The sequence below is a fragment of the Microbacterium sp. MMO-35 genome (genome assembly GCF_037147555.1).
In the GTDB taxonomy this organism is placed as follows: Bacteria; Actinomycetota; Actinomycetes; order Actinomycetales; family Microbacteriaceae; genus Microbacterium.
Map to the genome: position 1 here is coordinate 389,799 of NZ_JBBCVH010000004.1, position 24,630 is coordinate 414,428.

The 24,630-nt window shown below is 68.8% G+C and carries 20 protein-coding genes and 1 other RNA gene; 16 read left to right on the forward strand and 5 right to left on the reverse strand.

Annotation, left to right across the window (positions count from 1 at the left end; genetic code table 11):
- Positions 1 to 61 precede the first annotated feature (61 nt).
- From WFJ01_RS11480 to WFJ01_RS11535, 12 genes are all read left to right on the forward strand, one after another.
- Positions 62 to 1,738 carry a ribonuclease J gene (locus WFJ01_RS11480; protein ID WP_251444481.1) on the forward strand — a complete coding sequence of 559 codons (1,677 nt, stop codon included), beginning with the start codon at positions 62 to 64 and terminating at the stop codon, positions 1,736 to 1,738.
- Between the two features lie 117 nt (positions 1,739 to 1,855).
- Positions 1,856 to 4,657 carry a DNA translocase FtsK gene (locus WFJ01_RS11485; RefSeq protein ID WP_251444479.1) on the forward strand — a complete coding sequence of 934 codons (2,802 nt, stop codon included), beginning with the start codon at positions 1,856 to 1,858 and terminating at the stop codon, positions 4,655 to 4,657.
- The gene (gene pgsA / locus WFJ01_RS11490) at positions 4,657 to 5,244 is read left to right on the forward strand and encodes a CDP-diacylglycerol--glycerol-3-phosphate 3-phosphatidyltransferase (protein ID WP_336629066.1); all 588 of its coding nucleotides are present in this window, start codon (positions 4,657 to 4,659) and stop codon (positions 5,242 to 5,244) included. Before WFJ01_RS11485 ends, pgsA begins: the two co-directional genes overlap by 1 nt.
- The gene (locus tag WFJ01_RS11495) at positions 5,244 to 5,780 is read left to right on the forward strand and encodes a CinA family protein (protein ID WP_336629067.1); all 537 of its coding nucleotides are present in this window, start codon (positions 5,244 to 5,246) and stop codon (positions 5,778 to 5,780) included. The genes pgsA and WFJ01_RS11495 overlap by 1 nt, the downstream gene beginning before the upstream one ends.
- Positions 5,781 to 5,921: 141 nt before the next feature.
- Positions 5,922 to 6,230: a helix-turn-helix domain-containing protein gene (locus WFJ01_RS11500; protein WP_251444473.1), complete on the forward strand. Its 309-nt coding sequence runs from the start codon at positions 5,922 to 5,924 to the stop codon at positions 6,228 to 6,230.
- A 4-nt stretch (positions 6,231 to 6,234) separates the two neighbouring features.
- Positions 6,235 to 6,459 carry a DUF3046 domain-containing protein gene (locus WFJ01_RS11505; RefSeq protein ID WP_292880762.1) on the forward strand — a complete coding sequence of 75 codons (225 nt, stop codon included), beginning with the start codon at positions 6,235 to 6,237 and terminating at the stop codon, positions 6,457 to 6,459.
- Positions 6,460 to 6,728: 269 nt separating this feature from the next.
- Positions 6,729 to 7,778 carry a recombinase RecA gene (gene recA, locus WFJ01_RS11510; protein ID WP_251444469.1) on the forward strand — a complete coding sequence of 350 codons (1,050 nt, stop codon included), beginning with the start codon at positions 6,729 to 6,731 and terminating at the stop codon, positions 7,776 to 7,778.
- Positions 7,779 to 8,174: 396 nt separating this feature from the next.
- Positions 8,175 to 8,669, forward strand: coding sequence for a regulatory protein RecX (locus WFJ01_RS11515; RefSeq protein WP_336629068.1), 495 nt, complete (start codon positions 8,175 to 8,177; stop codon positions 8,667 to 8,669).
- Positions 8,670 to 8,758: 89 nt separating this feature from the next.
- Entirely contained in the window at positions 8,759 to 10,309 is a 1,551-nt protein-coding gene (gene miaB, locus WFJ01_RS11520) for a tRNA (N6-isopentenyl adenosine(37)-C2)-methylthiotransferase MiaB (protein WP_336629069.1), read from the forward strand.
- 32 nt (positions 10,310 to 10,341) lie between these two features.
- The gene (miaA, locus tag WFJ01_RS11525) at positions 10,342 to 11,286 is read left to right on the forward strand and encodes a tRNA (adenosine(37)-N6)-dimethylallyltransferase MiaA (protein ID WP_336629070.1); all 945 of its coding nucleotides are present in this window, start codon (positions 10,342 to 10,344) and stop codon (positions 11,284 to 11,286) included.
- On the forward strand, positions 11,279 to 11,728 hold the full coding sequence (locus WFJ01_RS11530) for a GNAT family acetyltransferase (protein ID WP_251444462.1): 450 nt from the start codon (positions 11,279 to 11,281) through the stop codon (positions 11,726 to 11,728). The genes miaA and WFJ01_RS11530 overlap by 8 nt, the downstream gene beginning before the upstream one ends.
- Positions 11,729 to 11,805: 77 nt before the next feature.
- On the forward strand, positions 11,806 to 12,177 hold the full coding sequence (locus WFJ01_RS11535) for a helix-turn-helix domain-containing protein (protein ID WP_336629071.1): 372 nt from the start codon (positions 11,806 to 11,808) through the stop codon (positions 12,175 to 12,177).
- On the opposite strand, the gene WFJ01_RS11540 is transcribed toward WFJ01_RS11535, so the two are convergent.
- Together WFJ01_RS11540 and WFJ01_RS11545 are read right to left on the reverse strand one after the other, a co-directional pair.
- A complete protein-coding gene (locus tag WFJ01_RS11540) occupies positions 12,159 to 12,800 on the reverse strand; it encodes a ClpP family protease (RefSeq protein WP_336629072.1) in 642 nt (213 codons plus the stop codon). The two genes, WFJ01_RS11535 and WFJ01_RS11540, sit on opposite strands and share 19 nt — an antisense overlap.
- Before the next feature lies 1 nt (position 12,801).
- A complete protein-coding gene (locus tag WFJ01_RS11545) occupies positions 12,802 to 13,422 on the reverse strand; it encodes a ClpP family protease (protein WP_336629073.1) in 621 nt (206 codons plus the stop codon).
- Between the two features lie 136 nt (positions 13,423 to 13,558).
- On the opposite strand from WFJ01_RS11545, the gene dapF reads away from it, so the two are divergent.
- A complete protein-coding gene (gene dapF, locus WFJ01_RS11550) occupies positions 13,559 to 14,431 on the forward strand; it encodes a diaminopimelate epimerase (RefSeq protein ID WP_251444458.1) in 873 nt (290 codons plus the stop codon).
- A gap of 16 nt (positions 14,432 to 14,447) precedes the next feature.
- Here dapF and WFJ01_RS11555 read toward each other — a convergent pair whose 3' ends face one another.
- Positions 14,448 to 15,089, reverse strand: a complete 642-nt coding sequence (locus WFJ01_RS11555; protein ID WP_336629074.1) for a class I SAM-dependent methyltransferase — start codon at positions 15,087 to 15,089, stop codon at positions 14,448 to 14,450.
- A gap of 74 nt (positions 15,090 to 15,163) precedes the next feature.
- Between WFJ01_RS11555 and hflX the strand changes: the two genes are divergently transcribed.
- Both hflX and WFJ01_RS11565 read left to right on the forward strand, forming a co-directional pair.
- Complete coding sequence (hflX, locus tag WFJ01_RS11560) at positions 15,164 to 16,669, forward strand: GTPase HflX (RefSeq protein ID WP_336629075.1); 1,506 nt, start codon at positions 15,164 to 15,166, stop codon at positions 16,667 to 16,669.
- Between the two features lie 92 nt (positions 16,670 to 16,761).
- Entirely contained in the window at positions 16,762 to 18,705 is a 1,944-nt protein-coding gene (locus tag WFJ01_RS11565) for an MSCRAMM family protein (protein ID WP_336629076.1), read from the forward strand.
- A gap of 38 nt (positions 18,706 to 18,743) precedes the next feature.
- Here WFJ01_RS11565 and WFJ01_RS11570 read toward each other — a convergent pair whose 3' ends face one another.
- The gene (locus tag WFJ01_RS11570; protein ID WP_336629077.1) at positions 18,744 to 19,403 is read right to left on the reverse strand and encodes an SIMPL domain-containing protein; all 660 of its coding nucleotides are present in this window, start codon (positions 19,401 to 19,403) and stop codon (positions 18,744 to 18,746) included.
- A gap of 166 nt (positions 19,404 to 19,569) precedes the next feature.
- Here WFJ01_RS11570 and ssrA point away from each other — a divergent pair.
- Positions 19,570 to 19,939: a transfer-messenger RNA gene (ssrA, locus tag WFJ01_RS11575) on the forward strand.
- 713 nt (positions 19,940 to 20,652) lie between these two features.
- Here ssrA and WFJ01_RS11580 read toward each other — a convergent pair.
- The gene (locus WFJ01_RS11580; RefSeq protein WP_336629078.1) at positions 20,653 to 24,489 is read right to left on the reverse strand and encodes a hypothetical protein; all 3,837 of its coding nucleotides are present in this window, start codon (positions 24,487 to 24,489) and stop codon (positions 20,653 to 20,655) included.
- Positions 24,490 to 24,630: the final 141 nt, after the last annotated feature.

Consider the following 24,630-nt stretch of genomic DNA (forward strand, 5'->3'; position numbering starts at 1 on the left):
CTTTTCGGCGGGGGGACCACGAACATCGGGCGCGCCGCGCGCCCCGCCTAGGAGGCACCACATGACCATTCCCCTCGCCGAGCCCGAGACGCTCGCACCCGGCACGCTCCGCGTCACGCCCCTGGGCGGACTCGGGGAGGTCGGCCGCAACATGACGATCTTCGAATACGACGGCAAGATCCTCGTGGTCGACTGCGGCGTGCTCTTCCCCGAGGAGCACCAGCCGGGCGTCGACCTGATCCTGCCCGACTTCGAGCCGATCAAGGACCGCCTGGACGACATCGTCGGGGTCGTGCTCACCCACGGTCACGAGGACCACATCGGCGCCGTCCCCTACCTGCTGCGTCTCAAGGCCGACATCCCCCTGATCGGGTCCGGGCTCACCCTCGCCCTCGTCGAGGCGAAGCTCAAGGAGCACCGCATCAAGCCCTTCACCCTCACGGTGAAGGAGGGCCAGCGCGAGCAGGTCGGGCCCTTCGACCTCGAGTTCGTGGCGGTCAACCACTCCATCCCCGACGCGCTCGCCGTCGCGATCCGCACGCCCGCAGGAATGGTGCTCGCCACCGGCGATTTCAAGATGGACCAGCTGCCGCTGGACGGCCGCATCACGGATCTGCGGGCTTTCGCGCGTCTGGGCGAGGAGGGCGTGGATCTGTTCCTCGTCGACTCCACGAACGCCGACGTGCCGGGCTTCACGCCCACGGAGCGCTCGATCGGTCCGGTGCTGGACCAGGTGATCGGCAAGGCTCCGCGCCGCGTGATCGTCGCGAGCTTCTCCAGCCACGTGCACCGTGTGCAGCAGGTCATCGACGCCGCGCACGCGCACGGCCGCCGGGTGGCCTTCCTCGGGCGCTCGATGGTGCGCAACATGACGATCGCGGAGCAGCTCGGCTACCTCAAGGTGCCCGACGGCGTGCTCATCGACTACAAGAAGGCGCGCGACCTGCCCGACGATCAGATCGTCTACATGTCGACGGGGTCACAGGGCGAGCCGATGGCGGTGCTCAGCCGCATGGCCAACCTCGATCACGCGATCGAGCCGGGCCCGGGCGACACGGTGATCCTCGCCTCGAGCCTCATCCCCGGCAACGAGAACGCCGTCTACCGCGTCATCGACGGCCTGACCAAGCTCGGCGCGAACGTCGTGCACAAGGCCAACGCCCGCGTGCACGTCTCGGGCCACGCCGCAGCCGGTGAGCTGATCTACTGCTACAACATCCTGAAGCCGAAGAACGTGCTCCCCGTGCACGGCGAGTACCGTCACCTGATCGCGAACGCCAAGCTCGCGCAGGACACCGGCATCGACGCCGAGCGCACCATCGTCGGATCCAACGGAACCGTGATCGACCTCAAGGACGGCGTCGCGCGCGTCGCCGGACAGCTCGACATCGGCTTCGTGTACGTGGACGGCTCCACCGTCGGCGAGATCACCGACGCAGATCTGAAGGACCGGCGGATCCTCGGCGAGGAGGGCTTCGTGTCCGTCATCGTCGTGGTCGACTCCACGACCGGGCGGATCATCTCGGGTCCGGAGATCCACGCCCGGGGTGTGGCGGAGGACGACTCGGTCTTCGACGACGTCGCCCCGAAGATCGTCGCGGCCCTCAAGGAGGCGGCGGGCAACGGCGTGCGGGACAACCACGCGCTGTCGCAGATCGTGCGGCGCACGATCGGGCGCTGGGTGAACCAGAAGCTGCGTCGCCGGCCCATGATCGTGCCGCTCGTCATCGAGGCCTGATCGAGCGCCGGCCCTCACGCAGGGTCTGTGCGGTCCTGGTGCGGCCGTAGGCCCGCAATCCCGCGGAATGCCGCGTCATTGCGGGCCGATGTCGGTCCGCGGGCCTAGCGTGGAAGCATGCCCAGGAGTTCCTCTGCGACCAAGAGCGCGGCCGACAAGCCCTCGACGCGCAGTCGCTCCACGTCCGGGGCGAAGCCGCGTGCCCAGGCCAAGGCGGCGCCCGCCCCGAGGAAGTACGTCGACGAGCCGGACAAGCCGCCGGTGGCGGTGCGCGCCTGGACCGGGCTCGCTCACGGCGTCGGGGGTCTGTTCCGCGCCTTCGGGCTGGAGACCCTGGAGAAGGACCAGCGCCGGGACGGGTTCCCGTTCCTGCTCGTGCTCCTCGCCGTCGCCGGAGCCGTCAACGAGTGGTTCTTCATCGGCAGCGCCGTCGCGTCCAACATCAGCGCCTACTCGGTGGGGGCGCTGATCGGGCGCGCCGCCTTCATCATGCCCGTGCTGCTTCTCCTGCTCGCCGGCTGGCTGTTCCGTCACCCGTCGTCGGTGCACGACAACGGACGGATCGGGATCGGCTTCGGCCTGTTCGTCGTGGCGCTCGCGGGCTTCTGCCACATCGCCGGCGGCATGCCGCAGCCGCGCCAGGGCATGGTCTCGCTGAGCGCCGCCGGGGGATTGTTCGGCTGGCTCCTGGGGCAGCCGCTCAGCTACCTGACGACGATCCCCGCCTACATCGTGCTGTCGCTGCTGGCCGCGCTCAGTGTGCTGATCCTCACCAAGACCCCGCCGAACCGGATCGGACAGCGGCTCGGCGACCTGTACGCCTGGATGTTCGACGCGGAGCGCGCGCCGAAGGCGGCACCGGCCGAGGACGCCGTCGTCGACGAGGCGGAGAAGGTCGACGACCCCGACGTGCTGCCCTGGTGGCGGCGGAACAAGACGGGGCGTGAAGAGGATCCGGACGGCGGAGCCGGGTCGCAGGATCTCACCGAGCTGCTCACGGCTCAGGACGACACCCCCACCGTCGCCCAGGCGACGGCCTATGACCAGGCGGTCATCAAGGACGACGACCCGTACGACGCCGCGACCGAGGTGCTCACCGACGTGCGCGCCGTCGCCGACTCCCTCGCGGAGCAGCAGAGCACGGCTCTGCTCGACGACGGGGACACCGGTGAACTCGAGCTGGCGGGCTTCGACGGCTTCGGCACAGATGGACCCGGGGATCACGGTCTGCAGGCCCCGCTGGCGCCGTACATCCTCCCGTCGCCGGGGGCGCTCAAGGCGGGTCCGCCGTCGGTGGCCCGCTCCGAGGCGAACGACCGCGTCGTCGAGCAGATCACCAACGTGCTCACGCAGTTCAACGTCGATGCGAAGGTCACCGGCTTCTCGCGCGGTCCGACGGTGACGCAGTACGAGGTCGAGGTCGGGCACGGCGTCAAGGTCGAGAAGATCCTGCAGCTGAGCAACAACTTCGCCTATGCCGTCGCGTCCAACGATGTCCGCATCCTCTCGCCCATCCCGGGCAAGAGCGCGATCGGCATCGAGATCCCCAACGCCGACCGCGAGACCGTGGCCCTCGGTGACGTGCTGCGCTCCGCGGCCGCCCAGAAGAGCACGCACCCCCTGACGATCGGCGTCGGCAAGGACGTCGGCGGCAACTTCGTCGTCGCGAACCTCGCCAAGATGCCCCACCTGCTCGTGGCCGGATCCACCGGATCCGGAAAGTCGAGCTTCGTGAACTCGATGATCACCAGCCTGCTCATGCGGGCGCGGCCGGCCGACGTGCGCATGGTGCTCATCGACCCGAAGCGCGTCGAGCTCACGAGCTATGCGGGAGTCCCGCACCTCATCACGCCCATCATCACGAACCCGAAGAAGGCCGCCGAGGCGCTGCAGTGGGTCGTGAAGGAGATGGACATGCGGTACGACGACCTCGCGTCGTTCGGGTTCCGCCACATCGACGACTTCAACCGCGCGGTGCGCGCCGGCGAGGTCGAGGTCCCGCCGGGCAGCGAGCGGGTGCTCAAGCCCTACCCGTACCTCCTCGTGGTGGTCGACGAGCTCGCCGACCTCATGATGGTCGCCCCGCGCGACGTCGAGGACTCGATCGTGCGCATTACCCAGCTCGCCCGGGCGAGCGGCATCCACCTGGTGCTCGCGACCCAGCGACCCAGCGTCGACGTCGTCACGGGCCTTATCAAGGCCAACGTGCCGTCCCGTCTCGCGTTCGCGGTGACGAGCGTCACCGACAGCCGCGTCATCCTGGACAGCCCGGGAGCCGACAAGCTGATCGGACAGGGCGACGCGCTCTTCTCCCCGATGGGATCCTCCAAGCCCTTCCGCCTGCAGGGTGCCTGGGTCGATGAGAGCGAGATCGACGCGGTCGTCAAGCACGTCACCGGCCAGGCACGCCCGGAGTACCGTCCGGACGTGGCCGAGGCGGTCGAGGGCAAGAAGAAGGAGGTCGACGAGGACATCGGCGACGACCTCGAGCTCCTGCTCGCGGCTGCCGAGCTCATCGTGTCGTCGCAGTTCGGGTCCACCTCGATGCTCCAGCGGAAGCTGCGGGTCGGGTTCGCCAAGGCGGGGCGCCTCATGGACCTCCTCGAGTCGCGGGAGATCGTCGGCCCGTCCGAGGGATCCAAGGCCCGTGACGTGCTGGTGACCCCCGAGCAGCTGCCCGGTGTGCTGGCGCGGCTGCGGGGAGACGACGCACCCGCCGCACCCGCGCCGGCCGCGCCCGTCCCTGCTGCCGCGCCCGCAGCGGCGCTGCCCCCGCGTCCGGCGGACCCGGTCCCCGCGTCGTCGGGGCCCGGCTTCGACCGCTACGGCGAGGATCCGCTGGAGGCGCAGTACCGCGGTCTCCCGGAGGTCGAAGCGGAGTCTGATGAGGACGCCTGGGGCCTGACGGGGCGCGACTGATGGCGATCCCGCGTCAGCTGCCGAACGCGATCACGGTCGCCCGGATCCCGCTCGCCGTCGTCTTCTTCGTGCTGCTCCTGCTCGGCGGCACGTACGGGGCGAGCCAGCCGGTGTTGCGCTGGGTGGCCGCCGGGCTGTTCATCCTCGCGATCTCGACCGACTGGGTCGACGGCTATCTCGCCCGCAAGTACGACCTGGTCAGCGACTTCGGCAAGCTCTGGGATCCGATCGCCGACAAGCTGCTCACCGGAGCCGGGTTCATCGGCCTCGCCATCCTCGGCGAGGTGTGGTGGTGGCTGGTGCTGATCATCCTGATCCGGGAGTGGGGGATCACGATCCACCGCTTCACGATCGTCAAGGAGCATGTCGTCGCGGCGGCCTGGATGGGCAAGATCAAGACGACCGTGCAGGGGATCGCCCTGTCCTGGGCGCTGCTGCCGCTGCAGGCGTGGATCGGTCTTCCGGCGTGGACGATCATGACGACGGTGCTCATGATCGCCGCGCTGATCCTGACGATCCTCAGCGGCATCGACTACGTCGTCGCTCAGGTGCGCGGTTCTCGGACTGATCGCGAGACCGGCGTCTGATGGACGACGTCGCGCCCCGGGCCGCGGTCGTACTGGACGCGCTGCGGGAGCGGGGCATGACCCTGGCGGTCGCGGAATCGCTCACCGGTGGGGCGCTGTGCGCCGCGATCGTCGCCGTTCCCGGCGCGTCCGACGTGCTCAACGGTGCGGTGGTCGCCTACGCCACGCCGGTCAAGTCCTCGCTGCTCGGCGTCGATCCGGAGCTGCTCGAAGCCCGCGGGCCCGTCGATCCGGACGTGGCCCGGCAGATGGCGACCGGGGCGCGTGCGGCCCTCGCTGTCGACGGGCGGCCGGCGGACGCTGGTCTCGCCACCACGGGAGTCGCCGGACCCACGGCGCAGGGCGGGCAGCCCGTCGGCACCGTGCACATCGGCGTGAGCGTGGGGGAGCGCGTGCTGAGCCGTCGGTTCCTGTTCGCGGGCGACCGCGCCGCGATCCGGGCGGCGACCGTGGAGGCGGCGCTCGAACTGCTTCTCGAGACGGTGACGGACGACGGATCCGGCCAGGGCGCGCCCGGCGTCCCGCAGCGGGAATAGAGTGCTTCTGGATGAAGTTGAGTCGAGTGTGCTCACATTCAATGCACAGGACGAAACAGTAGTGTCGAACATGTCAGGTCGGGTTAGACTGACCATCCGATCCGGCGGTTCCGCCGGGGCGATGGGGGAGAGGAGGTCCCGATGATTCTCGTACGACAGGAGATCGGCGACGTGCTGCGGGACTTCCGTCTGCAGAAGGGCCGCACCCTCCGCCAGGTCGCAGGAAAGGCATCTGTCGCGCTCGGGTACCTCAGCGAGGTCGAGCGCGGGCAGAAGGAGGCCTCCAGCGAGATTCTCGCCTCGGTCGCCGAAGCGCTCGACGTCCCCATCTCGACGATCATGCGCGAGGTCGGTGATCGCATCGCCGTGCTCGAGGGGCTGCAGGTCATCCCGGACGTGGTCCCGGACGACCTGGTGGCCTCGGTCGAGTCCGAGCTCTCGCTGCGCTGACCGGATGCGGAGAAGTGAGTTCCTCCGCGCGGTCGACGCGGAGTTCGGGGCGCGTGGTGCTGCGCTCGTGGCTGACCTGGTGCTGACGGCCGTCGGCGGACGGACCGCCGTGCAGGCCATGGAAGCGGGTGTGCCCCCGCGCGAGGTGTGGCTGGCGCTGTGCGCCGAGACCGATGTTCCCGACTCTCGACGGCACGGCGTGGGCCGGCTCGAGCCGAAGCGTCGTTGATCGACCGCCGGTTCGTCCGGTGTTCGATCGGTTTCGCTGTTTCGTCGGCGTGTCGTCGAAGACATGTTCGAGGTGGGCGTATCGTCCTGCACAGATGATCTCGTGATCGGCATCTGCACGATTCCCGGGACCTTCGGCTCGATGTCGGTGGCCCCTCCTAACGTGTTCGACATGACCACGAGGTCATACGCCTTGTCGGAGAGCTCGCCCCAGCCGGGGCGGCCGCGACAGCCTACAGGCGGCAGTTCACGAGCACGAAGGAGCACGACATGCCCTCTCCCGCAGACCGCGAGAAGTCCCTCGAGACCGCACTCGCCCAGATCGACAAGCAGTTCGGAAAGGGCTCGGTCATGCGGCTGGGCAGCGACGAGCGCGCTCCTGTCGCCGTGATCCCCACCGGCTCCATCGCGCTCGACGTCGCGCTCGGTGTCGGTGGACTGCCGCGGGGACGGATCGTGGAGATCTACGGTCCGGAGTCCTCGGGTAAGACGACGCTCACGCTGCACGCGATCGCCAACGCGCAGCGCGCCGGCGGCATCGCCGCGTTCGTGGACGCGGAGCACGCCCTCGACCCCGAGTACGCCAAGAAGCTCGGCGTCGACATCGACGCGCTGCTCGTCTCCCAGCCCGACACCGGCGAGCAGGCGCTCGAGATCGCCGACATGCTCGTGCGCTCGGGAGCCATCGACCTCATCGTCATCGACTCCGTGGCGGCCCTGGTGCCGCGTGCGGAGATCGAGGGCGAGATGGGCGACTCGCACGTGGGCCTCCAGGCACGACTGATGTCGCAGGCGCTGCGCAAGCTCACCGGTGGCCTGAACCAGACCAACACCACGATGATCTTCATCAACCAGCTGCGCGAGAAGATCGGCGTGTTCTTCGGCTCGCCGGAGACCACCGCGGGCGGCAAGGCGCTCAAGTTCTACGCCTCGGTGCGCCTCGACATCCGCCGCATCGAGACGCTCAAGGACGGCGCGGAGGCGGTCGGAAACCGTACGCGCGTCAAGGTCGTGAAGAACAAGATGGCTCCGCCGTTCAAGCAGGCCGAGTTCGACATCCTCTACGGTGTGGGCATCTCTCGCGAGGGAAGCCTCATCGACTTCGGCGTCGATCACGGCATCGTGAAGAAGTCGGGCGCCTGGTACACCTACGACGGCGACCAGCTCGGCCAGGGCAAGGAGAACGCCCGCAACTTCCTGCTGAAGAACCCCGACATCGCCGAGACGATCGAGACGCAGATCAAGCAGAAGCTCGGCATCGGCGGCGCGTCGGCTCCCGCCGCGGCCGCCGACGAGCTGGCTCAGCGTCGTCCGGCCTGATCATGCGTCGACGGGGCTCAGCGACCGTGCTTCGACGGAGCTCGGCGACCGGGGTGAGCCGTGAGCGATGAGAGGGGCGGGGCGCCGTCCGAGGACGAGCGCCTCGCCCCCGTCATCCCGCTCTTCGGTGCGAGGAGCGGGGGAGCGCCGGCTGACGGCAGAGCCGCGGATGGGCGCCCCGCGGGCCGTCCCACGGCGGACGAATGGCGCTCGACCTGGGCTGATGAGTCCGCGGCGGTACGGCGCGGACCCGGTCCACGCCACCCGGCCGCCGTGGCGCTCGCCTCTGCTGAGACCCCTGCCGCGTCGTCGGAAGCGCCGGCATCGTCGGCGCGCCGCGGTCTGCGTGCGATCGGCGGGCACAGCACCGGATCAGACGACGCGTCGGAGGATCCGGTGGTCGACGCGAGCGAGGTCCTCGTGCGCAAGCTCCGTTCCAAGCAGCTTTCGAGCCGGGAGGCGCGGGAGGTGCTCCGCGAGCAGGGGGTGCCGGCCGACCTCCGGGACGACATCGTCGCCGACTTCGAGCGGCGGGGCTATCTCGACGATGCGTCGCTCGCCGAGCTCCTCGTGACCTCGGGGTCGCAGCGGAAGGGGCAGGGACGTGTCGCGATCGCGCGAACCCTGAACCAGCGAGGGATTCCGCGAGAGATCGGCGACGAAGCTCTGGCCGTCTTGGACGACGATGATGCCGAGCGGGCACTCGACTACGCCCGGACGAAGGTCTCCAGCCTGCGCCGATACGACGAGGACACGGCGGTGCGCCGGCTCGTGGGGCAGCTGTCCCGCCGGGGGTATGGCGGGAGCATCGCTCTGACGGCGGCGCGCACGGCGTGGCGAGAGACCCAGCGCGGTGGCGGTGTGGGCAGGGTGCGTTTCGAGGAGACGTGAGGGCGTGGCGTCCGGCGGGCCGGAGCGGCTTCGGCCCGGACGAGGCGCGGGTCCGATTCCCGCCTGGCGAAAGTAGAATGGCAGGCACTATGACCATTCCCCTCTCAGAGCCCACGATCATCGCGCCCTCCGATGCGGCGCTCGATGAGGCCGGGCGCGCGCGCACTTACGAGGTGCGCACCTTCGGCTGCCAGATGAACGTGCACGACTCCGAGCGGCTGTCCGGCTCGCTGGAGAGCGCGGGCTACGTGCGTGCCGGCGCGGACGACGAGGCCGACATCGTCATCATCAACACGTGCGCGGTGCGCGACAACGCCGCGGGCAAGCTGTACGGCACGCTGGGGCACCTCAAGAGCCGTAAGGACAAGCACGACGGCATGCAGATCGCCGTCGGCGGCTGCCTCGCCCAGATGGACAAGCAGGCGGTGCTCGACAAGGCGCCGTGGGTCGATGTGGTCTTCGGCACCCACAACATGGGCTCGCTGCCGGGACTGCTCGAGCGGGCCCGTCACAACGGCGAGGCGGAGCTGGAGATCCTCGAGTCCCTCGAGGTGTTCCCCTCCACGCTGCCGACCCGGCGTGATTCGGCGCACAGCGGCTGGGTCTCGATCTCCGTCGGCTGCAACAACACCTGCACCTTCTGCATCGTGCCGAGCCTGCGCGGCAAGGAGAAGGACCGCCGCCCGGGCGACATCCTGAACGAGATCCGTCTGCTCGTCGAGGACGGCGCGATCGAGGTCACGCTGCTCGGACAGAACGTGAACTCCTACGGTGTCGAGTTCGGCGACCGGCAGGCTTTCGGCAAGCTGCTCCGTGCGGCGGGCGAGATCGACGGACTGGAGCGGATCCGGTTCACCAGCCCGCACCCGGCGGCCTTCACCGACGACGTCATCGACGCCATGGCCGAGACGCCGAACGTGATGCCGCAGCTGCACATGCCGCTGCAGTCCGGCAGCGACCGGATCCTGCGCGCGATGCGTCGCTCCTACCGCAGCGACCGCTTCCTCGGGATCCTCGATCGCGTGCGCGCGAAGATCCCGAACGCGGCGATCTCGACCGACATCATCGTCGGCTTCCCCGGCGAGACCGAGGAGGACTTCGAGGACACGATGCGCGTGGTGGAGCAGGCGCGCTTCGCGAGCGCGTTCACCTTCCAGTACTCGATCCGCGAGGGAACGCCTGCCGCGACGATGGAGGACCAGATCCCCAAGGAGATCGTGCAGGCGCGCTACGACCGCCTGATCGCCCTCCAGGAGCGCATCTCGCTCGAGGAGAACCAGAAGCAGCTCGGCCGCGAGGTCGAGGTGCTCGTCTCCGTCGGCGAGGGCAAGAAGGACGCGGAGACGCACCGCCTCACGGGGCGCGCCCAGGACAACCGGCTCGTGCACTTCGAGCTCCCGGAGGGATCGGACCGCCCCCGCCCGGGCGATGTCGTCACCGTCACCGTCACGCACGCCGCCCCCTTCCACCTGCTCGCGGACGCGCCGGACGGCGCCCCGCTGCGGATCCGGCGCACTCGCGGGGGCGATGCCTGGGACCGTGCGCAGTCGGAGTCGTGCGCGGTGCCGGCGGCTCCCGCGGCAGACGGGAAGCCCCGCGCGGTGTCGCTGGGCCTGCCGACGCTCCGCGCCGGCGTGTGACCGCGCCGGCAGCCGGGCCGCGGTCGGAACCGGTGGACGACGTCCGTCCGAATGCACCGCGGCTCTGGGCCGTCGTCGGGGCGACCGGAACGGGCAAGAGCGACCTCTCGCTCGACCTCGCCGAGGCCCTCGCCGCGCGCGGCCGTCGCGCCGAGATCGTCAACGCCGATGCGATGCAGCTGTACCGCGGCATGGACGTCGGCACGGCCAAGCTCCCCGTCGACGAGCGGCGCGGCATTCCGCATCACCTGTTCGAGGTGCTCGACGTCACCGCCGAGGCGGCGGTGGCGTGGTACCAGCCTCGGGCACGCGAGGCGATCCGGCAGATCCACGCGCGGGGTGCGGAGGCGATCCTCGTCGGCGGATCCGGTCTCTATGTTTCCAGCGTGATCTACGACTTCCGTTTCCCGCCGCGCGACGCCGGACTCCGCGCCCGTCTCGAGGCGGAGCTGGAGGAGCACGGGACGGGGCCGCTGCTGGCGCGTCTGCACGCGCAGGATCCGCAGACGGCCGCCCGGATCGACCCGCACAACGGCCGGCGCATCGTGCGCGCTCTCGAGGTGCTCGCCCAGGGGGAGCGCACGCACGGTGCGGCGCTTCCCGAGCAGCCCGCGCTGTGGCTTCCCGGATCCCGGGTGCTGGCTATGGGCGTGGAACGCGCCGCCCTGGTGCCGCGGCTGGATCGCCGGGTGGAGCGGATGTGGGAGCAGGGCATGCTCGCCGAGGTCGAGCGCCTGCGTGAGGCGGGCCTCGAGAACGGCACGACGGCACGCCGGGCGATCGGCTATGCACAGGCCCTGGCGCAGCTCGAGGGGGCACTCACCCAGGACCAGGCGATCGCCGAGACCCAGGCGCTCACCCGGCGGTATGCGCGACGTCAGGTCTCGTGGTTCCGCCGGTACGCGGAGGCCGAGTGGCTCGATGCGCTCGGCGGGATCGATGCGGACACGATCGTGGAGGAGAGCACGGATGAGTGAGAGCTTCGAGATCAGGGCCTTCGGACGACCCGACACGGACGCGGTCGTCGCGCTGTGGGAGGACGCCGGGCTCACCCGGCCGTGGAACGATCCCCGCGCCGACATCGAGCGAAAGCTCGCGGTGCAGCCGGAGCTCTTCCTGGTCGCGGAGGAGGGGGAGCACCACGGCGGTGCGCCGCGGATCGTCGGTTCGGTGATGGCGGGGTACGACGGGCATCGAGGATGGCTCTACTACCTCGCGAGTGCGTCCGACCGTCGCGGCGCGGGTATCGGCCGGGCTCTCGTCGTCGAAGCCGAACGGCTCCTCCTCGGGATGGGGTGCCCCAAGGTCCAGCTCATGGTCCGCCCGGGGAACGAGCAGGTGCTCGGCTTCTACGACGCGCTGGGCTATGAGCGCTTCGATGTCGGCAACACCGGCAAGCGCCTCATCCACGACGTCTGAGCGGGCGGCCGTTCGGCGGATTCTGCTCAGAGCGGATCCGCTCGCGACGCCGCAGGCCGCGTGCCTAGCATGGCGCCATGACCGCCCTGCCGGAGTCCCCCCGCATCGACCGTACGCCCAAGCACGAGGGGCCTCCGCAGCGCGGTCCCGAGCCGGAGCGGCTCTGGCGCACGGTGGTGGGCGAGCTGCTGCGCGATGCGAGGGCGGGCCGGGGCGAGACCCTCGCCGAAACCGCCCAGCGCGCCGGTGTCTCCCCGCAGTACCTGTCGGAGATGGAGCGCGGTCGCAAGGAGGCATCGAGCGAGATGCTCGCCGCCGTGTCCGGAGCGCTCGAACTGACGCTGCTCGATCTCACGCTCGGAGTCGCCGAGCGGATCTCCCCGGAGACGGCCGCGCCGGTGCGCGCGACCGCCCAGCCGGCGCGCGCCTGCTACGCGCTGGCGGCCTGACCCGGATCATCTCCGGGCAGCGCGCTCCGCGGGGGCGGGGCCTGCTCCACCACCTGGTCCACGAGACCGTAGGCGCGGGCTCCCGGCGCCGTCAGCACCAGATCCCGGTCCGTATCCGCACGCAGGCGTTCCGGACTCTGCCCGGTGTGCGCCACGAGGATCTGCTCCAGGCTGTCGCGCACGCGGATGACTTCGTCGGCCTGCAGGATGAGGTCGGGGATGGTGCCGCGCCCCTGCGCGGCCGGCTGATGCAGGATGACCCGGGCGTGCGGGAGAGCCGCGCGTTTGCCGGCCGCTCCTGCGGCGAGCAGGACCGCGCCGACCGCCACCGCCTGTCCGACGCAGAACGTCGCGACATCCGAGCGGATGAACCGCATGGTGTCGTACACGGCGAGCATCGCGCTCGGGTCGCCGCCCTCGCAGTTGATGTAGAGCTGGATGTCGCGGTCGCTCCCGGCCGAGTCGAGGTGCAGTAGCTGGGCCACGAGCACGTTCGCGACGTCGGCGTCGAGCGGAGTGCCGAGATAGATGACCCGCTCGGCGAGCAGGTGCGAGTAGACGTCGAGCACGCGGTCTCCGCGCGGCGACGTGGCGATCACGTTCGGGACGAGGAACGATGCCATCTCAGGCTCCTTGTGCGGTCAGGCCGACGCTGCGGCGGGTGATCGGCGGCAGCACCGCTGCGAATCTGGTGGCGATCTCGTCGATGAAGCTGTAGGCGAGCGCCTCCTCGGCGCTGTACCAGCGGTCGTGCAGGGAGTCCTCGAAGACGCGGTCCAGCGGCTGTCCGGTGTCCTGGGCGATGAGGCCGAGCACGGTGTCTCGGGTGTGCCGGAGATCCGCGGCCTGCAGCTCGACGTCGACGGCGGTGCCGCCGATCCCCGCCGACCCCTGGTGCAGCAGGATCCGGCTGTGCGGGAGAGCGCGGCGCTTGCCCTTCGTCCCGGCCGAGAGCAGGAACTGGCCGGCACTGCAGGCGAGCCCGAAGGCGACGGTGGCGACGTCGCAGGGTACCGTGCGCATCAGGTCGCGGATCGCGAGCATCGCAGGGACGGATCCGCCCGGGGAATGGATCCACAGCGTGATGTCGGCATCCGGATCCTCGGCGGCGAGTGCGAGCAGCTGCGTCATGAGCAGCACGCCGTTGTCGTCGTCCAGCACGCCATCGAGCACGAGCACCCGTCGGGCGAACAGCATCCGACGCGTGTCGGCGTCGAAGAGGTTGCGGGGCATGTCATCGGTCATGCAGGAAGCCTCGCCCGGCTGGGGCGGGCGCCGCCACCGGATCTGCCTCGAGCGGATCCGCCCGAAGCAGAGAGGGCGCTCCGCGCGAGGGGCGGGAACGGACGGGCGCAGGTGCGCGCCGCCTTAGAATCGACGCATGGTCGCATTCACCAAGGGGCACGGCACGGGCAACGACTTCGTCATCATCGCCGACCCCGACGGCGCCCTCGAGTTCCGGGCCGAGCAGGTCGCCGCGCTCTGCGACCGGCACTTCGGGATCGGCGCCGACGGGCTGCTGCGCGTCGTGCGCTCCGCGGCCCTTCCGGAGGGGGCCCGCGCCCTCAGTGAGAACCCGGCCGCCGAGTGGTTCATGGACTACCGCAACGCCGATGGATCCATCGCCGAGATGTGCGGCAACGGCGTCCGCGTGTTCGCCCACTACCTGCTGCGCACTGGCCTCGCCGAGCTCGAGGAGGGCGGCACCCTCGCGATCGGCACACGAGCCGGCGTGCGCGAGGTCACCCGCAGTGCCGAGGGGTATCGCGTGGACATCGGCGCCTGGCGGCTCTCGGGGCATGACCCCCTGGCCCGGGCCGTCGGCCTGAGCGTGCCGCGTCCCGGCCTCGGCATCGACGTCGGCAACCCGCACGTCGTCGTCGCGATCGCGTCCGATGAGGAGCTCGACGGCCTCGAACTGACCCACGGACCCGAGCTCGCGCCGATGCCCGAGCACGGTGCGAACGTCGAGTTCGTCGTGCCGGCGGAGCCCCTGGTGCAGGACGGAGCCGGGCGGGTGCGCATGCGGGTGTTCGAGCGGGGCGTGGGGGAGACCCTGAGCTGCGGCACCGGCGTCGCCGCGACCGCGCTCGCCGTGCGCCACTGGGCCGGAGCGGGAGCCCCGGACGAGTGGCTGGTCGAGGTTCCCGGAGGAACGCTCCGAGTGACCATGGCTCCGGGCGCGGACGGCGAGCACGTGCTCCTGTCCGGGCCTGCGCAGCTCGCGTTCTCGGGGGAGATCGAACTCGCCTGATCGGGTCGGCCGGGGCTTAAGGCAGGTCGATGCCCTCGGTACGGGGCATGCCGTGCCGTCGGACCTTGAGGACGCGGAAGCCGCGGCCGGTCGTCGCCCGCCACACGCTGTAGCCTTCGTCGAACGTCGTCGCCAGCCAGCGCTGCAGCGAGTCGGCGCCGAGGTTGCGGCTCACCACGAACCAGCCGTCCGCCCGCTCGTCCAGTCGGGGGATCCAGCGCTCCAGCAGGTCGTGCAGCTCGCTCTTGCCGACGCGGATGGGCGGGTTGGAGCGGATGGTGCGGAAGGTCACGTCGGCGGGAACATCGTCGGGCGTCACGGCGTTGACATTGTCGAGACCGAGTTCCGCGGCGTTGCGCCGGACCAGATCCAGCGCGCGCTCGTTCACGTCGACGGCCCAGACGGTCGCATGCGGCGCGGCGAGGGCGAGCGACAGCGAGATCGGACCCCAGCCGCACCCGAGATCGAGCAGATGCCCGCCGGGCGGCGGGGGTGGGGTGTTGGCGAGGAGCACTGAGGTGCCGACATCCACGTGGTCGGGGCTGAAGACTCCGGCCGCGGTGGTGAGTTCGACTTCTCGGCCCGCAAGGTTCACCTTGATCCTGCGGAGGTTCTCGGGGCTGGCGGGGGCCGCAGTGAAGTAGTGGTCCGAGCCCATGGAGCGAGCGTAGCGGACACTCGCAGCTAAAGTTAAGGCGCCCGTCCGAATCGGCGGGCAGGAGAAAGGTGCGGATGACGCAGTCCACGACACATGATGAGCACGGCGACGCGGTCGATCGCGTTCTGGCCGCCGCGGAACGACGGGCGGAATCGCACGTGTTCGGTTCCGCGCAGGCGCTGCAGGACACGGCCACCGCCGGTCACGGCTCGGCGGACGGCGAGCAGTGGGACCTGGAGGAACGGCATGCGCTCCGTCGCGTGGCCGGTCTCTCGACCGAGCTCGAGGACGTCACCGAGGTCGAGTACCGCCAGCTCCGGCTGGAGAACGTGGTGCTCGTCGGCGTGTACCCCCAGGGTGCACAGGATGACGCGGAGAACTCGCTGCGCGAGCTCGCCGCGCTGGCGGAGACCGCCGGTGCTGTGGTCCTCGACGGGCTGCTGCAGCGTCGACCGCATCCGGATCCCGCGACGTACCTCGGCCGCGGCAAGGCCCAGGATCTCAAGGACATCGTGGCCGCGGTCGGCGCAGACACGGTGATCGCCGACACCGAGCTGGCCGCGTCCCAGCGACGCGCGCTGGAGGACGTCGTCAAGGTGAAGGTCATCGACCGGACGACGGTGATCCTCGACATCTTCAGCCAGCACGCGAAGAGCCGCGAGGGACGCGCTCAGGTCGAACTGGCGCAGCTCGAGTACCTGCTCCCGCGCCTGCGCGGCTGGGGCGACTCGATGAGCCGCCAGGCGGGTGGTCAGGTCGGCGCCGGTGGCGCAGGCATGGGATCGCGCGGACCCGGTGAGACGAAGATCGAGCTCGACCGTCGCCGCATCCGCACCCGGATGGCGATGCTGCGCAAGCAGATCCGCGACTTCACGCCGGCCCGCGAGGCCAAGCGCGCTGAGCGCAAGCGCCACACGATTCCGTCCGTGGCGATCGCCGGGTACACCAACGCCGGCAAGTCGAGCCTGCTCAATGCGCTCACGAGCGCGGGCGTGCTCGTCGAGAACGCGCTGTTCGCCACCCTCGACGCGACGGTGCGTCGGTCCGAGACGGCGGACGGGCGTGTCTACACGCTCACCGACACCGTCGGGTTCGTGCGCAACCTCCCGCACCAGCTCGTCGAGGCGTTCCGCTCGACGCTCGAAGAGGTCGCCGACGCCGACGTCATCGTCCACGTCGTCGACGGATCCCACCCGGATCCGGCCGGTCAGATCAAGACCGTCCGGGACGTGATGGGCGACGTCGGTGCGCGGAGCATCCCCGAGATCATCGTGTTCAATAAGGCGGATCTGCTGGACGACGACGAGCGGATGGTGCTGCGCGGGCTCGTGCCCGGGGCGCACTTCGTCTCGTCGCGCAGTGGCGAGGGCGTGGCCGAGCTGCGCGCCGCGATCGACGAGGCGCTGCCGAAGCCCGCGGTGGAGATCCGTGCCGTGGTGCCGTACGACCGGGGAGACCTGGTCGCCGCGGTGCACGAGACCGGTCTGCTGCTGGAGGTCGCGCACGAGGAGGAAGGCACTCGGATCCACGCTCACGTGGGCGAGCGCCTGGCCGCGGAGCTCGCACCGTTCGTCGCCTGACCGGGGTCGGCGCGGGTCCGTACCGCGTTGATGATCCCGGGCCAGGGGGGGGGGGGGGGGCGGCGGGAGCCGTTCTCTGCCAACATATCGGTATGAGACGTCTTGTCGCGCTCCCCGCCGTCGCGCTCATCGCGCTCTCGACCCTGGCATTCGGCGCGCCCGCGTCTGCGGCCACCGGAACGCCGTGGGCCGACTGGGGCGCCATGACCGGATCGTCGGGAGCGTACACCGGTGACGTGACGATCGCCTCGTCGCAGTTGACAGCGAGCTACGCGACCGACTCTCGCAGCGGGTCGGTGGGCGTCATCTCCGGCGCGAGCACCTGGCTCGCCGCCTCGACCGAGGTCGGGGCGAAGTACGGCAGCAGCAGGGATCAGCAGTACCTGAACCTGCGTCCGCGTGCCGACAACGCGACCTCGCCCTCGGAGACGACCTATACGTTCGCGCGGCCGACACCGACAACGAACTGGACGTTCGTGCTCGGCGACATCGATGCGGACCAGGTGCGGATCACGGCGGTGGGCCCGGACGGTCAGCCGCTCACGGCTGCGCAGCTCGGGTTCCGTGGGGGCTTCAACTACTGCGCGCCGGGACTCGTCGGCAAGCCGTCCTGCACGGGGGACGCCGCCGACACGCCGAACTGGGATGCGGCCACGACGACGCTCATCGGCAATGCCGCGGCCGCCGACACGAACGGCGCTGCCGCCTGGTTCGAGCCAAATGCGCCGATCTCATCGCTGACGTTCGCCTTCACCCGTCGCGCCGGGTTCCCCGTCTATCAGACCTGGTTCGCCGCGCTCACCCGGACGATCTCCGGCACCGTCACCGACACGACGGCCGGGGGCCCGTCCGCCGGTACGGGCATCAGATTGATCGGGTCCGACGGATCCGTCCTGGGCGAGGCCACGACCTCGGCCGACGGCGGCTACGCCTTCCCCGACGTACTCGCGACAGGCGGGTACCGGGTCGAGATCGTGCCGCCCGCGGGCAAGATCTCCGACGATCCCGCACGAACGGTCGACGTCACAGAGGCCGACGGCACGGCGGACTTCACCGTGCGCGACATCGTGCCCGTCCCGGTCTCAGGGACCGTACGGGATCAGCACGGCACGCCGATCCCGGGAGTCACCATCACGCTCGACAGCGGGCGGACAGCGGTCACCGGTGCTGACGGCTCCTACCTTTTCGACGACGTGCCGGCGGGCGTCCATGCAGTCACGATCGCCGCTCCCGGCGGATACACGGTGGTGTCCTCGCCGACGCCGTTCACCGTGCCGGTCGAGGATGAGAAGCCCATCACCGGCAAGGACTTCGTGCTGCAGATGCGCCCGACTCTCTCCGGCACCGTGACCGCGAGCGGCATGGGCGTCGGCGGCGTCGTGGTCACCGCCGAGGGGCCGGGCAGCACCGAGCAGACCGTCACCGCAGCGGACGGCACCTACTCGTTCCCGCGCCTGGCGGAGGGGGACTACACGGTGAGCGTGACCGCCCCGACCGGCTACCTCGTATCCGGGGAAGCATCCCGTGCCGAGACCGTCGTCGCGGTCGACGTCGCGAACGTGGACTTCGCTCTCGCCCGGCTGGGTTCCGTGGCCGGTACGGTGACGGATGACGGCGGAGCGCCGCACCCCGGCGCGTCCGTGACCGTCAGCGGTCCCGGCGGTCCCTTCGCGGTCATCACGGGAGCGGACGGGTCGTACGCGCTCGGGGATCTCGCCCCCGGCGTCTACACGATCGCCGTCACCGTGCCGGACGGGTTCACCGGGGCCACCCCGACGAGCCGCACGGTCACGGTCACGGAGCACGGCGAGCTGATCGAGGGGCAGGACTTCGTGCTGACCCCCGTCGTCGTGACGCCGACACCGACCCCGACGATCACGCCCACCCCTGCGCCGACGACCGGAGCCGGCGAGTCCGGCGGCGGTGCGCTGCCTGCAACGGGCGCGGATCCGCTGCCGGCGATCGGCATCGGAACGACTCTGTTGCTGCTCGGCGGTCTCCTCACCATCGTGCTCGCGCGACGCCGCAGGGCCTGAGCCGTCGGCGGTTCGTCGGCGGGCGGCTCCCGTCTCGCTCAGTCCGCGACGAACCGCGCCTCGACGGTCGCGGAGACCGCGATGTCATCGCCCTGCAACTCGAGACCGCCGCCGCTCGACGGGGGAGCCGCGAAGGCGCGCATCGCCTTCGGGGCCATGTCCGCCGAACCGTGGTCGGTGATGAGACCCGCATCGGCGATCTCGATCGGTTCGACCTTCGCAAGTCCCAGCGCCGTCGCGTAGGCGTGGGCGCGTGTGACCGCCGTCCGCACCGCCTCCGCAGCCACCTCCTGCTCCACCCTGGCGCGCGTCTGCGGCGTGAGGATCCATTCGGTGCCGTTGACGGCGATGCCGTCGCCGGCCGACACCTCTGCGACCCAGGTGGAGAGGGCGGAGAAGTCCACGAAGACCGCCGAGAAGTCGACGGAGGCGTGGTGCACGAGGGCGAGCCGCGTCCCGTCGTTGCTCCACGGTCGCTCCGACCGCACGGCCAGGCGACGGCTCGACCACTCCTCGACGGCGCCGGCGTCCTTCTGCGCCGCGATGCCCTCGCGCACAGGCTCGGCGAGGGCCAGCGTGCGGCTGACGACGACCTCGCGATCGGGTCCGTCCCAGGCGACGGACAGGCTGACGATGGCGCGCTCGGGTGCGACCCGCACCTCGTGCTCGCCGCGGACGGTGATGACGACCTCGCTCATGCCGCGACTCTACGGCACGTGATCGCGGCGACGGGTGCCGCGAAGTCGCCGCCGCGGTGCGGAATGGCGCGGACTCCGCAACCGTTGTACTCTGGGTAGCTCGGGCGCTTCGGCGTCCGCCGGTAATTCCACAGTGCGACAGCGGCTCCTTCGCAAGAAGGTCCACGGGGCTGATCGGTTTCGACAGCGCCTGTGAATCCACGAGAAGCGGGCCGAGGATGCAGGGTTATCTCGTGAACGCTCCCTGCAAAACAATAAGTGCCAATGCAAAGCGCACTGACTTCGCCCTCGCTGCGTAAGCGAGCCCGATAGTCCGTCAGGCCGTATGTGATTCCGATACGGATCCTGGCGTCATCTAGGAATCTTGCTGCGCGACGGCGTCTGGACGTCGCGTGGGACTCTTCCCAGGCTGGGCTTGTCGACTTAGGTGTCTGTGACAAAGGTCGGAGCCGAGCAGAACGTCTGCACAGACTGCGCCCGGAGAAGGCGTGGAGACTCAGCGTTGGACGGGGGTTCGATTCCCCCCAGCTCCACGAAGAGACGGTCGATGAGACAGGTGACAGGACCGGTGAAAATGCCTCTGATCAGGTAGTTCGCTTGTTCTTCATCGGTGCATGTGTTATGAGACTGGCTTCAGTCGTTGTCGCACGGTGGAACATTCGGGAAACCCCAGGTTGCTCTGACCTGGGGTTTTCCTGTTTCCGTGTTTGTATTCCCCGGAGGTCACTCAGGACCATCGGTACGTTCCAGAGGTGCGGATGAGTCGGGTGCTCCTTGAGGATTTGCCCGCGAGATTCGAGAATCCTCGGCGTCGTGTTCCTTGAGCCTTGCCCGCGCGGCCAGATCGCTGGCGAGAAGGATGAGGGCGTCTGCAAGGCGCCTCGTGTCGACTGGCCGCTCGGAGTTCGCTCTGGCGACTGCTCGGTATTCGCGGCGCCCTCGCTGCGCGGCTCCCGTTCCTGGGGTTTCTGCGCGGGCTGGCGCCCCGGCTGCGCGGCTCCGTACAGGCCGAGGCTGAAGTGCGGCGAAGGATCGGTAGGCGAGCCCTGCCGTCTTGGCAAGGGTCGGACGTTTGCGATCGCGGCATTGCGACTTGCGTTGGCGTCTGCATCGGAGAGGTCGTGGCCGGGGAGATAGAAGTCGTGCAGCGCCCATTGCTGTTCTGTCGGCAGGCGTCGCAGTAGCTGGTCTGCTTCGCGCCAGTCGTCGCGGAGTAGGTCGTGCCTGGGGCGTTCTAGCGGGAGACACCCTATCCGTCGTCGGAACGTCGCTCCGAGTCGGCATCGTGATGTTCGGCCTCACGCGCGTAGTCCTCAGCTAGGCCGCGGAGAATTCTCGCCGTGCGGGGCCACTTGCTGCTGATCTGCGTCGACCATGCTTGGTAGGTTTCTTCCAGCGCCCGCTCCTGGGCTCCGCCGTCAAAAACATCGCGCGAGTGCACGCCGCGCTGGTTATAGCGGCCGATCGCAAGCCCGGTATCGAGCCGTGTGCTGCCGGCGCTCTCGATGATCTCGCGCACTGGCTCGGCAGGCCACGCGCCGTCTGTGCCGATAGGGCTAGTGGCGAGAACTTCACCGATGACTTCGTCGCCGATGGATGTCCGTGCGCTCTCCGAGAAGGCGAGCCGTGCCGCTCGGACCCAAGTCGTGAGGTGCTCCCCGTCGATCGTGCCATCAGGGCGCGCACCGGGAATCTCGCTCCACTCATGAAGCACACTCCACGCTAGGTGCGCGCGTGCTTGGTCGTGAGCGGATGGATCGCCAGTTGGCTCGTTCTCGCCTCGGTAGACCATGCTGACGAGCGCGACGAATTCGGCGGGATTCGCGTTCAGCAGCCTGTAGAGGGCTGTCGATGGTCGATGATCATGAAGAAGATCGAAGAAGGTGAACTCGAATACTGGCAGTCGTGGGTGATTGGGTGTCTTTTGCTCCAAGTAGGCGAGTGCCTGTTCGAGGTAATACGACGTCATCTGATGGTCCGTGAGTGGCTCGTCCGTTGTCACAAGCGCATTCACAACGAACTCGACAATCGAGACTCTTGGCTTCGGTTCATTGTCCAGTGAGTAAGAGAGAAGTTCGAGCGCTTGCCACGGACGTCCGCGGTCGCAGAGGAGGTGAAGGGCGTCCTCGAGTTCGTCTGGCTCGACCTGGAAAGCGCGGACGCTTCTCCAATAGCGATCCTGGAGCGGATCCGAAAGCGTCGAAGCCCACTCCCACACCGCGCGTCTGAATGGAAGCATGCCCAAGGCGTTGATCTGGGCTCGCTCGCTCTCAACGTGACCCGAGTTGAGAATTGTCGCGAGCGCCGACGGGCCGTTCTCGGTGATGCGGCGTCCGACAAATGCGAGCGCGACCTGGGCGAGGTTTTGCTGGTCGCTGTCGAGCCAGTCGAGAAGTTTGTCGTCAGGCGCATCGGTTCGAGCGCCGAGGACGGTGCCGAGCGCGCGCGCATCTTCGACGGCAAGAGCAAGCCTGGTGAGTGCATCGATTCCTTGCGGAAGAATAACTTCGACCGCTTCGCGCTGCAGACGATCTCGCTCGACGCGGTACTCCTCGGTTGACCGCGACATACCTGGGATCGGGGTCCGCCACCCGAAGGCGCTCACGAAGCGCTCTGGCTTGTCGGCTGGCTCGATAGCAGCAGCGATGGCCTCGAGACGCTTCACATGCTCTTCTGGCATCGCCCACTCACTGGAGCTGAACTCGCGATGTTGGAGTATCTCTTTCTCGATTGTGCGCCAGATGGACGTTCGTTCGCTCTGAGACCAGGTGTCTTCCTGCGCGGCCTGCTGGAGCGCGTCGAGCGCGATACTGCGGAACGCCTGCGGTATTTCATCGATCTTCGGAATGAGGTCACACCATCGAGCGGCGTTGACTCCGACAGCATCGACGGACAGGCCCGTGATCGCCTCAGTGAACTTGCCCCAGTCCGCCCACGTCACCGACTCCCTCGAGGCGGTCCAGTCTCGATGCTTCGGCTTCTGTGGTGGAAACGCCACTGCGTGACGAGAGGGAAGTAAGGCGAGGATGAGTTTCCATCCCACCTCTGAGTCTCGTTGGTGGAGCTGGCGAGCAAACTCGATCTTGTCGTCGACGCTCGCACCGCTGTTCACGAGCCAGCCGAGCTCGACACTCGCGAGGCTATGGGCGGGACGATTGCTGAGTCTTCCCCCCGGGTCGATTCGTGTGAGCTTGGCCAGCAACGACGCGCTGCGCGAGAAGTAGACGGGGGACCAGCAGAGCAGCTCGAGTGCCCAGAGCAGACTGGGGTGCGGGGACGAGGAGCCCCAGAAGTCGGTGGACTTGTCTCGAAAGAGGCCGGACAGCTGCGGTTCGGTGGCGCTGAGATCGTTGTCGACCGCGTCGAGGAAGATGTCGGGTGACGCTTCGGCGAGAGCAGGCAACGATGTTGAGAGCAGACTCCAACCAGTGTCCCCGCGGATGCTCGCCTCTGTCAGGAGTCGATAAACGATCCGGTCGATCTGAAGCTGAACCTGGAAGGTAGGTAGATCGTCGCTCGTGGCTGCGGCGAGCGCGAGAGCATTTGTGACTCCACGTTTCAAAGTCCCGGAAGCTGAAGGCCGTACACCGCTCGCCTGCGCCTGCATTCGTTCGAAACTGCTCATTCCGTCGTACGGGTCCGTTTCGAGGAGCACATCCAATGCGACATCGGACCAGACCTGGTAATTGTCCGGGGTGAGCTTCGGGAGGAGGCTGAGTGCCGCCTCCGCAGGGGACGCGAGCGTCCAATTGCCCCCGGAACGCACGAACGGGGGATCCGGCTTGGTGGCGAGCGAACGCAGGAGGTGCTCGATCTGTGCCTTTGACACTCCCGTGAGTCGTTCGATCATCTCCTGGTCACCGTTCGAGTTCGTCCACGAGCCAGCGCAGATCAGCGGAGCAATAACGGTGGCCGAATCTGCGTGTTCGGCCCAGGGAGGGAGACGATAGCGGGACTCGCGCCCAATCCTTCGGAACAGGGCTGGCATGCTCCGGCGCGCGAGCGCTACGAGCCCGTCCACATCCTGATCGGTGACCTCGTGCAATGCTGCAGCACCCTCGACCCGTCCGATTCGCGGGAGAACTATGTGTCGCTCTCCGTGCACGATATCGTCGGTGCCGGCCGGCAAGATCACCTGGTGGCCGCGATCCATCGCAGCGGCCAGGTCGAGCCCGTCCCTGTGAAGCGGGATGAGAATCAGCTGCTGACGCGACTCTGAGATCCGCTGCCACGCAGACTCGTCCTGCACGACGACAATCCGCTCGCGCGCACCGTCGACGTTTGCGGTCGCGGCGAAGACAAAAGCGATAACCTCGTCGGTCCACGGAGCAGAGACCGTTATCGGTTCAGCGCTAAATCCCGCACTAAGGAAGCTTGCGAGCTTCTCAGACTCGGACTCGCGACCGGCGATGAAAAAGCTCTGCGGAAGCCTCGGGCTAGTACGCGACGAGAACCGGTCCCACCATGTCGTGATCGTGTACGCGTCGCGCGGCCGATAGCCCAGACGCTCCGACAGCCAGTAGTGCACAGCTGGCGCCGTGAGCAACCATGCTTCGATCGAATGAGCATCCAGGACGCGCACTCCAGCGAAATGCCCATCGCGGGCTCGTGCGATGGCCCAGTTTTGGCCTCCCGCCCAATTTCGAGGCGTCGCGAACACGAACGTTGCATCGGAGTCTTCGGCAACCGGAGGGACGCGCTTGTCGTAATCGCTCTGCGCCTTCTGTTTAGGTCTCGCATCCGTGCCGAGTTCAAAGCGAAGGGGTCCGGACGGCAGCACCGCGGCACCGGTCGAGTTCGCGGAGCCGTCCCACCCAGGTGCCGCCACGCCCTCATGGGCGCGCATCTCGAGATTTGTGATGCCTGGCGTACTGGCGAGGAGGCGACGGACAAGGTCAGGGAACGCGCCCTTAGCGTCCAACGTTGCGCCCCATCGATCAATGTCGATGGCGCGAGCAAGTTCCGGCCCGATCGTGCTGAATGATGGGGCAGCGACGGACTTCGATTCGCCTCGCTCTCGCGCCACTCGTTCGATGTGCTCGCGCGAGAAACGGTGCGCCGAGGAGCCGGGAATGCGGGATGACACCAAAACTCCTGACTTCACCCAGTTGCGTACGGAGCCTGACCCGCTTTTCCGGACGGGTTGTTTGTGTTGATCATGCCGCGGTGGCGGCGGGGATGTGAAGTCGTTCGAACTCCACGGGGCTGAGGTTGCCGAGGGAAGTGT

What these genes read in the sequence shown, in the direction of transcription:
- WFJ01_RS11480 (WP_251444481.1), top strand. Translation starts at nt 62, where the DNA reads ATGACCATTCCCCTCGCCGAGCCCGAGACGCTCGCACCCGGCACGCTC.
- WFJ01_RS11485 (WP_251444479.1), top strand. Translation starts at nt 1,856, where the DNA reads ATGCCCAGGAGTTCCTCTGCGACCAAGAGCGCGGCCGACAAGCCCTCG.
- pgsA (WP_336629066.1), top strand. Translation starts at nt 4,657, where the DNA reads ATGGCGATCCCGCGTCAGCTGCCGAACGCGATCACGGTCGCCCGGATC.
- WFJ01_RS11495 (WP_336629067.1), top strand. Translation starts at nt 5,244, where the DNA reads ATGGACGACGTCGCGCCCCGGGCCGCGGTCGTACTGGACGCGCTGCGG.
- WFJ01_RS11500 (WP_251444473.1), top strand. Translation starts at nt 5,922, where the DNA reads ATGATTCTCGTACGACAGGAGATCGGCGACGTGCTGCGGGACTTCCGT.
- WFJ01_RS11505 (WP_292880762.1), top strand. Translation starts at nt 6,235, where the DNA reads ATGCGGAGAAGTGAGTTCCTCCGCGCGGTCGACGCGGAGTTCGGGGCG.
- recA (WP_251444469.1), top strand. Translation starts at nt 6,729, where the DNA reads ATGCCCTCTCCCGCAGACCGCGAGAAGTCCCTCGAGACCGCACTCGCC.
- miaB (WP_336629069.1), top strand. Translation starts at nt 8,759, where the DNA reads ATGACCATTCCCCTCTCAGAGCCCACGATCATCGCGCCCTCCGATGCG.
- WFJ01_RS11530 (WP_251444462.1), top strand. Translation starts at nt 11,279, where the DNA reads ATGAGTGAGAGCTTCGAGATCAGGGCCTTCGGACGACCCGACACGGAC.
- WFJ01_RS11535 (WP_336629071.1), top strand. Translation starts at nt 11,806, where the DNA reads ATGACCGCCCTGCCGGAGTCCCCCCGCATCGACCGTACGCCCAAGCAC.
- WFJ01_RS11540 (WP_336629072.1), bottom strand. Translation starts at nt 12,800, where the DNA reads ATGGCATCGTTCCTCGTCCCGAACGTGATCGCCACGTCGCCGCGCGGA.
- WFJ01_RS11545 (WP_336629073.1), bottom strand. Translation starts at nt 13,422, where the DNA reads ATGACCGATGACATGCCCCGCAACCTCTTCGACGCCGACACGCGTCGG.
- dapF (WP_251444458.1), top strand. Translation starts at nt 13,559, where the DNA reads ATGGTCGCATTCACCAAGGGGCACGGCACGGGCAACGACTTCGTCATC.
- WFJ01_RS11555 (WP_336629074.1), bottom strand. Translation starts at nt 15,089, where the DNA reads ATGGGCTCGGACCACTACTTCACTGCGGCCCCCGCCAGCCCCGAGAAC.
- hflX (WP_336629075.1), top strand. Translation starts at nt 15,164, where the DNA reads ATGACGCAGTCCACGACACATGATGAGCACGGCGACGCGGTCGATCGC.
- WFJ01_RS11565 (WP_336629076.1), top strand. Translation starts at nt 16,762, where the DNA reads ATGAGACGTCTTGTCGCGCTCCCCGCCGTCGCGCTCATCGCGCTCTCG.
- WFJ01_RS11570 (WP_336629077.1), bottom strand. Translation starts at nt 19,403, where the DNA reads ATGAGCGAGGTCGTCATCACCGTCCGCGGCGAGCACGAGGTGCGGGTC.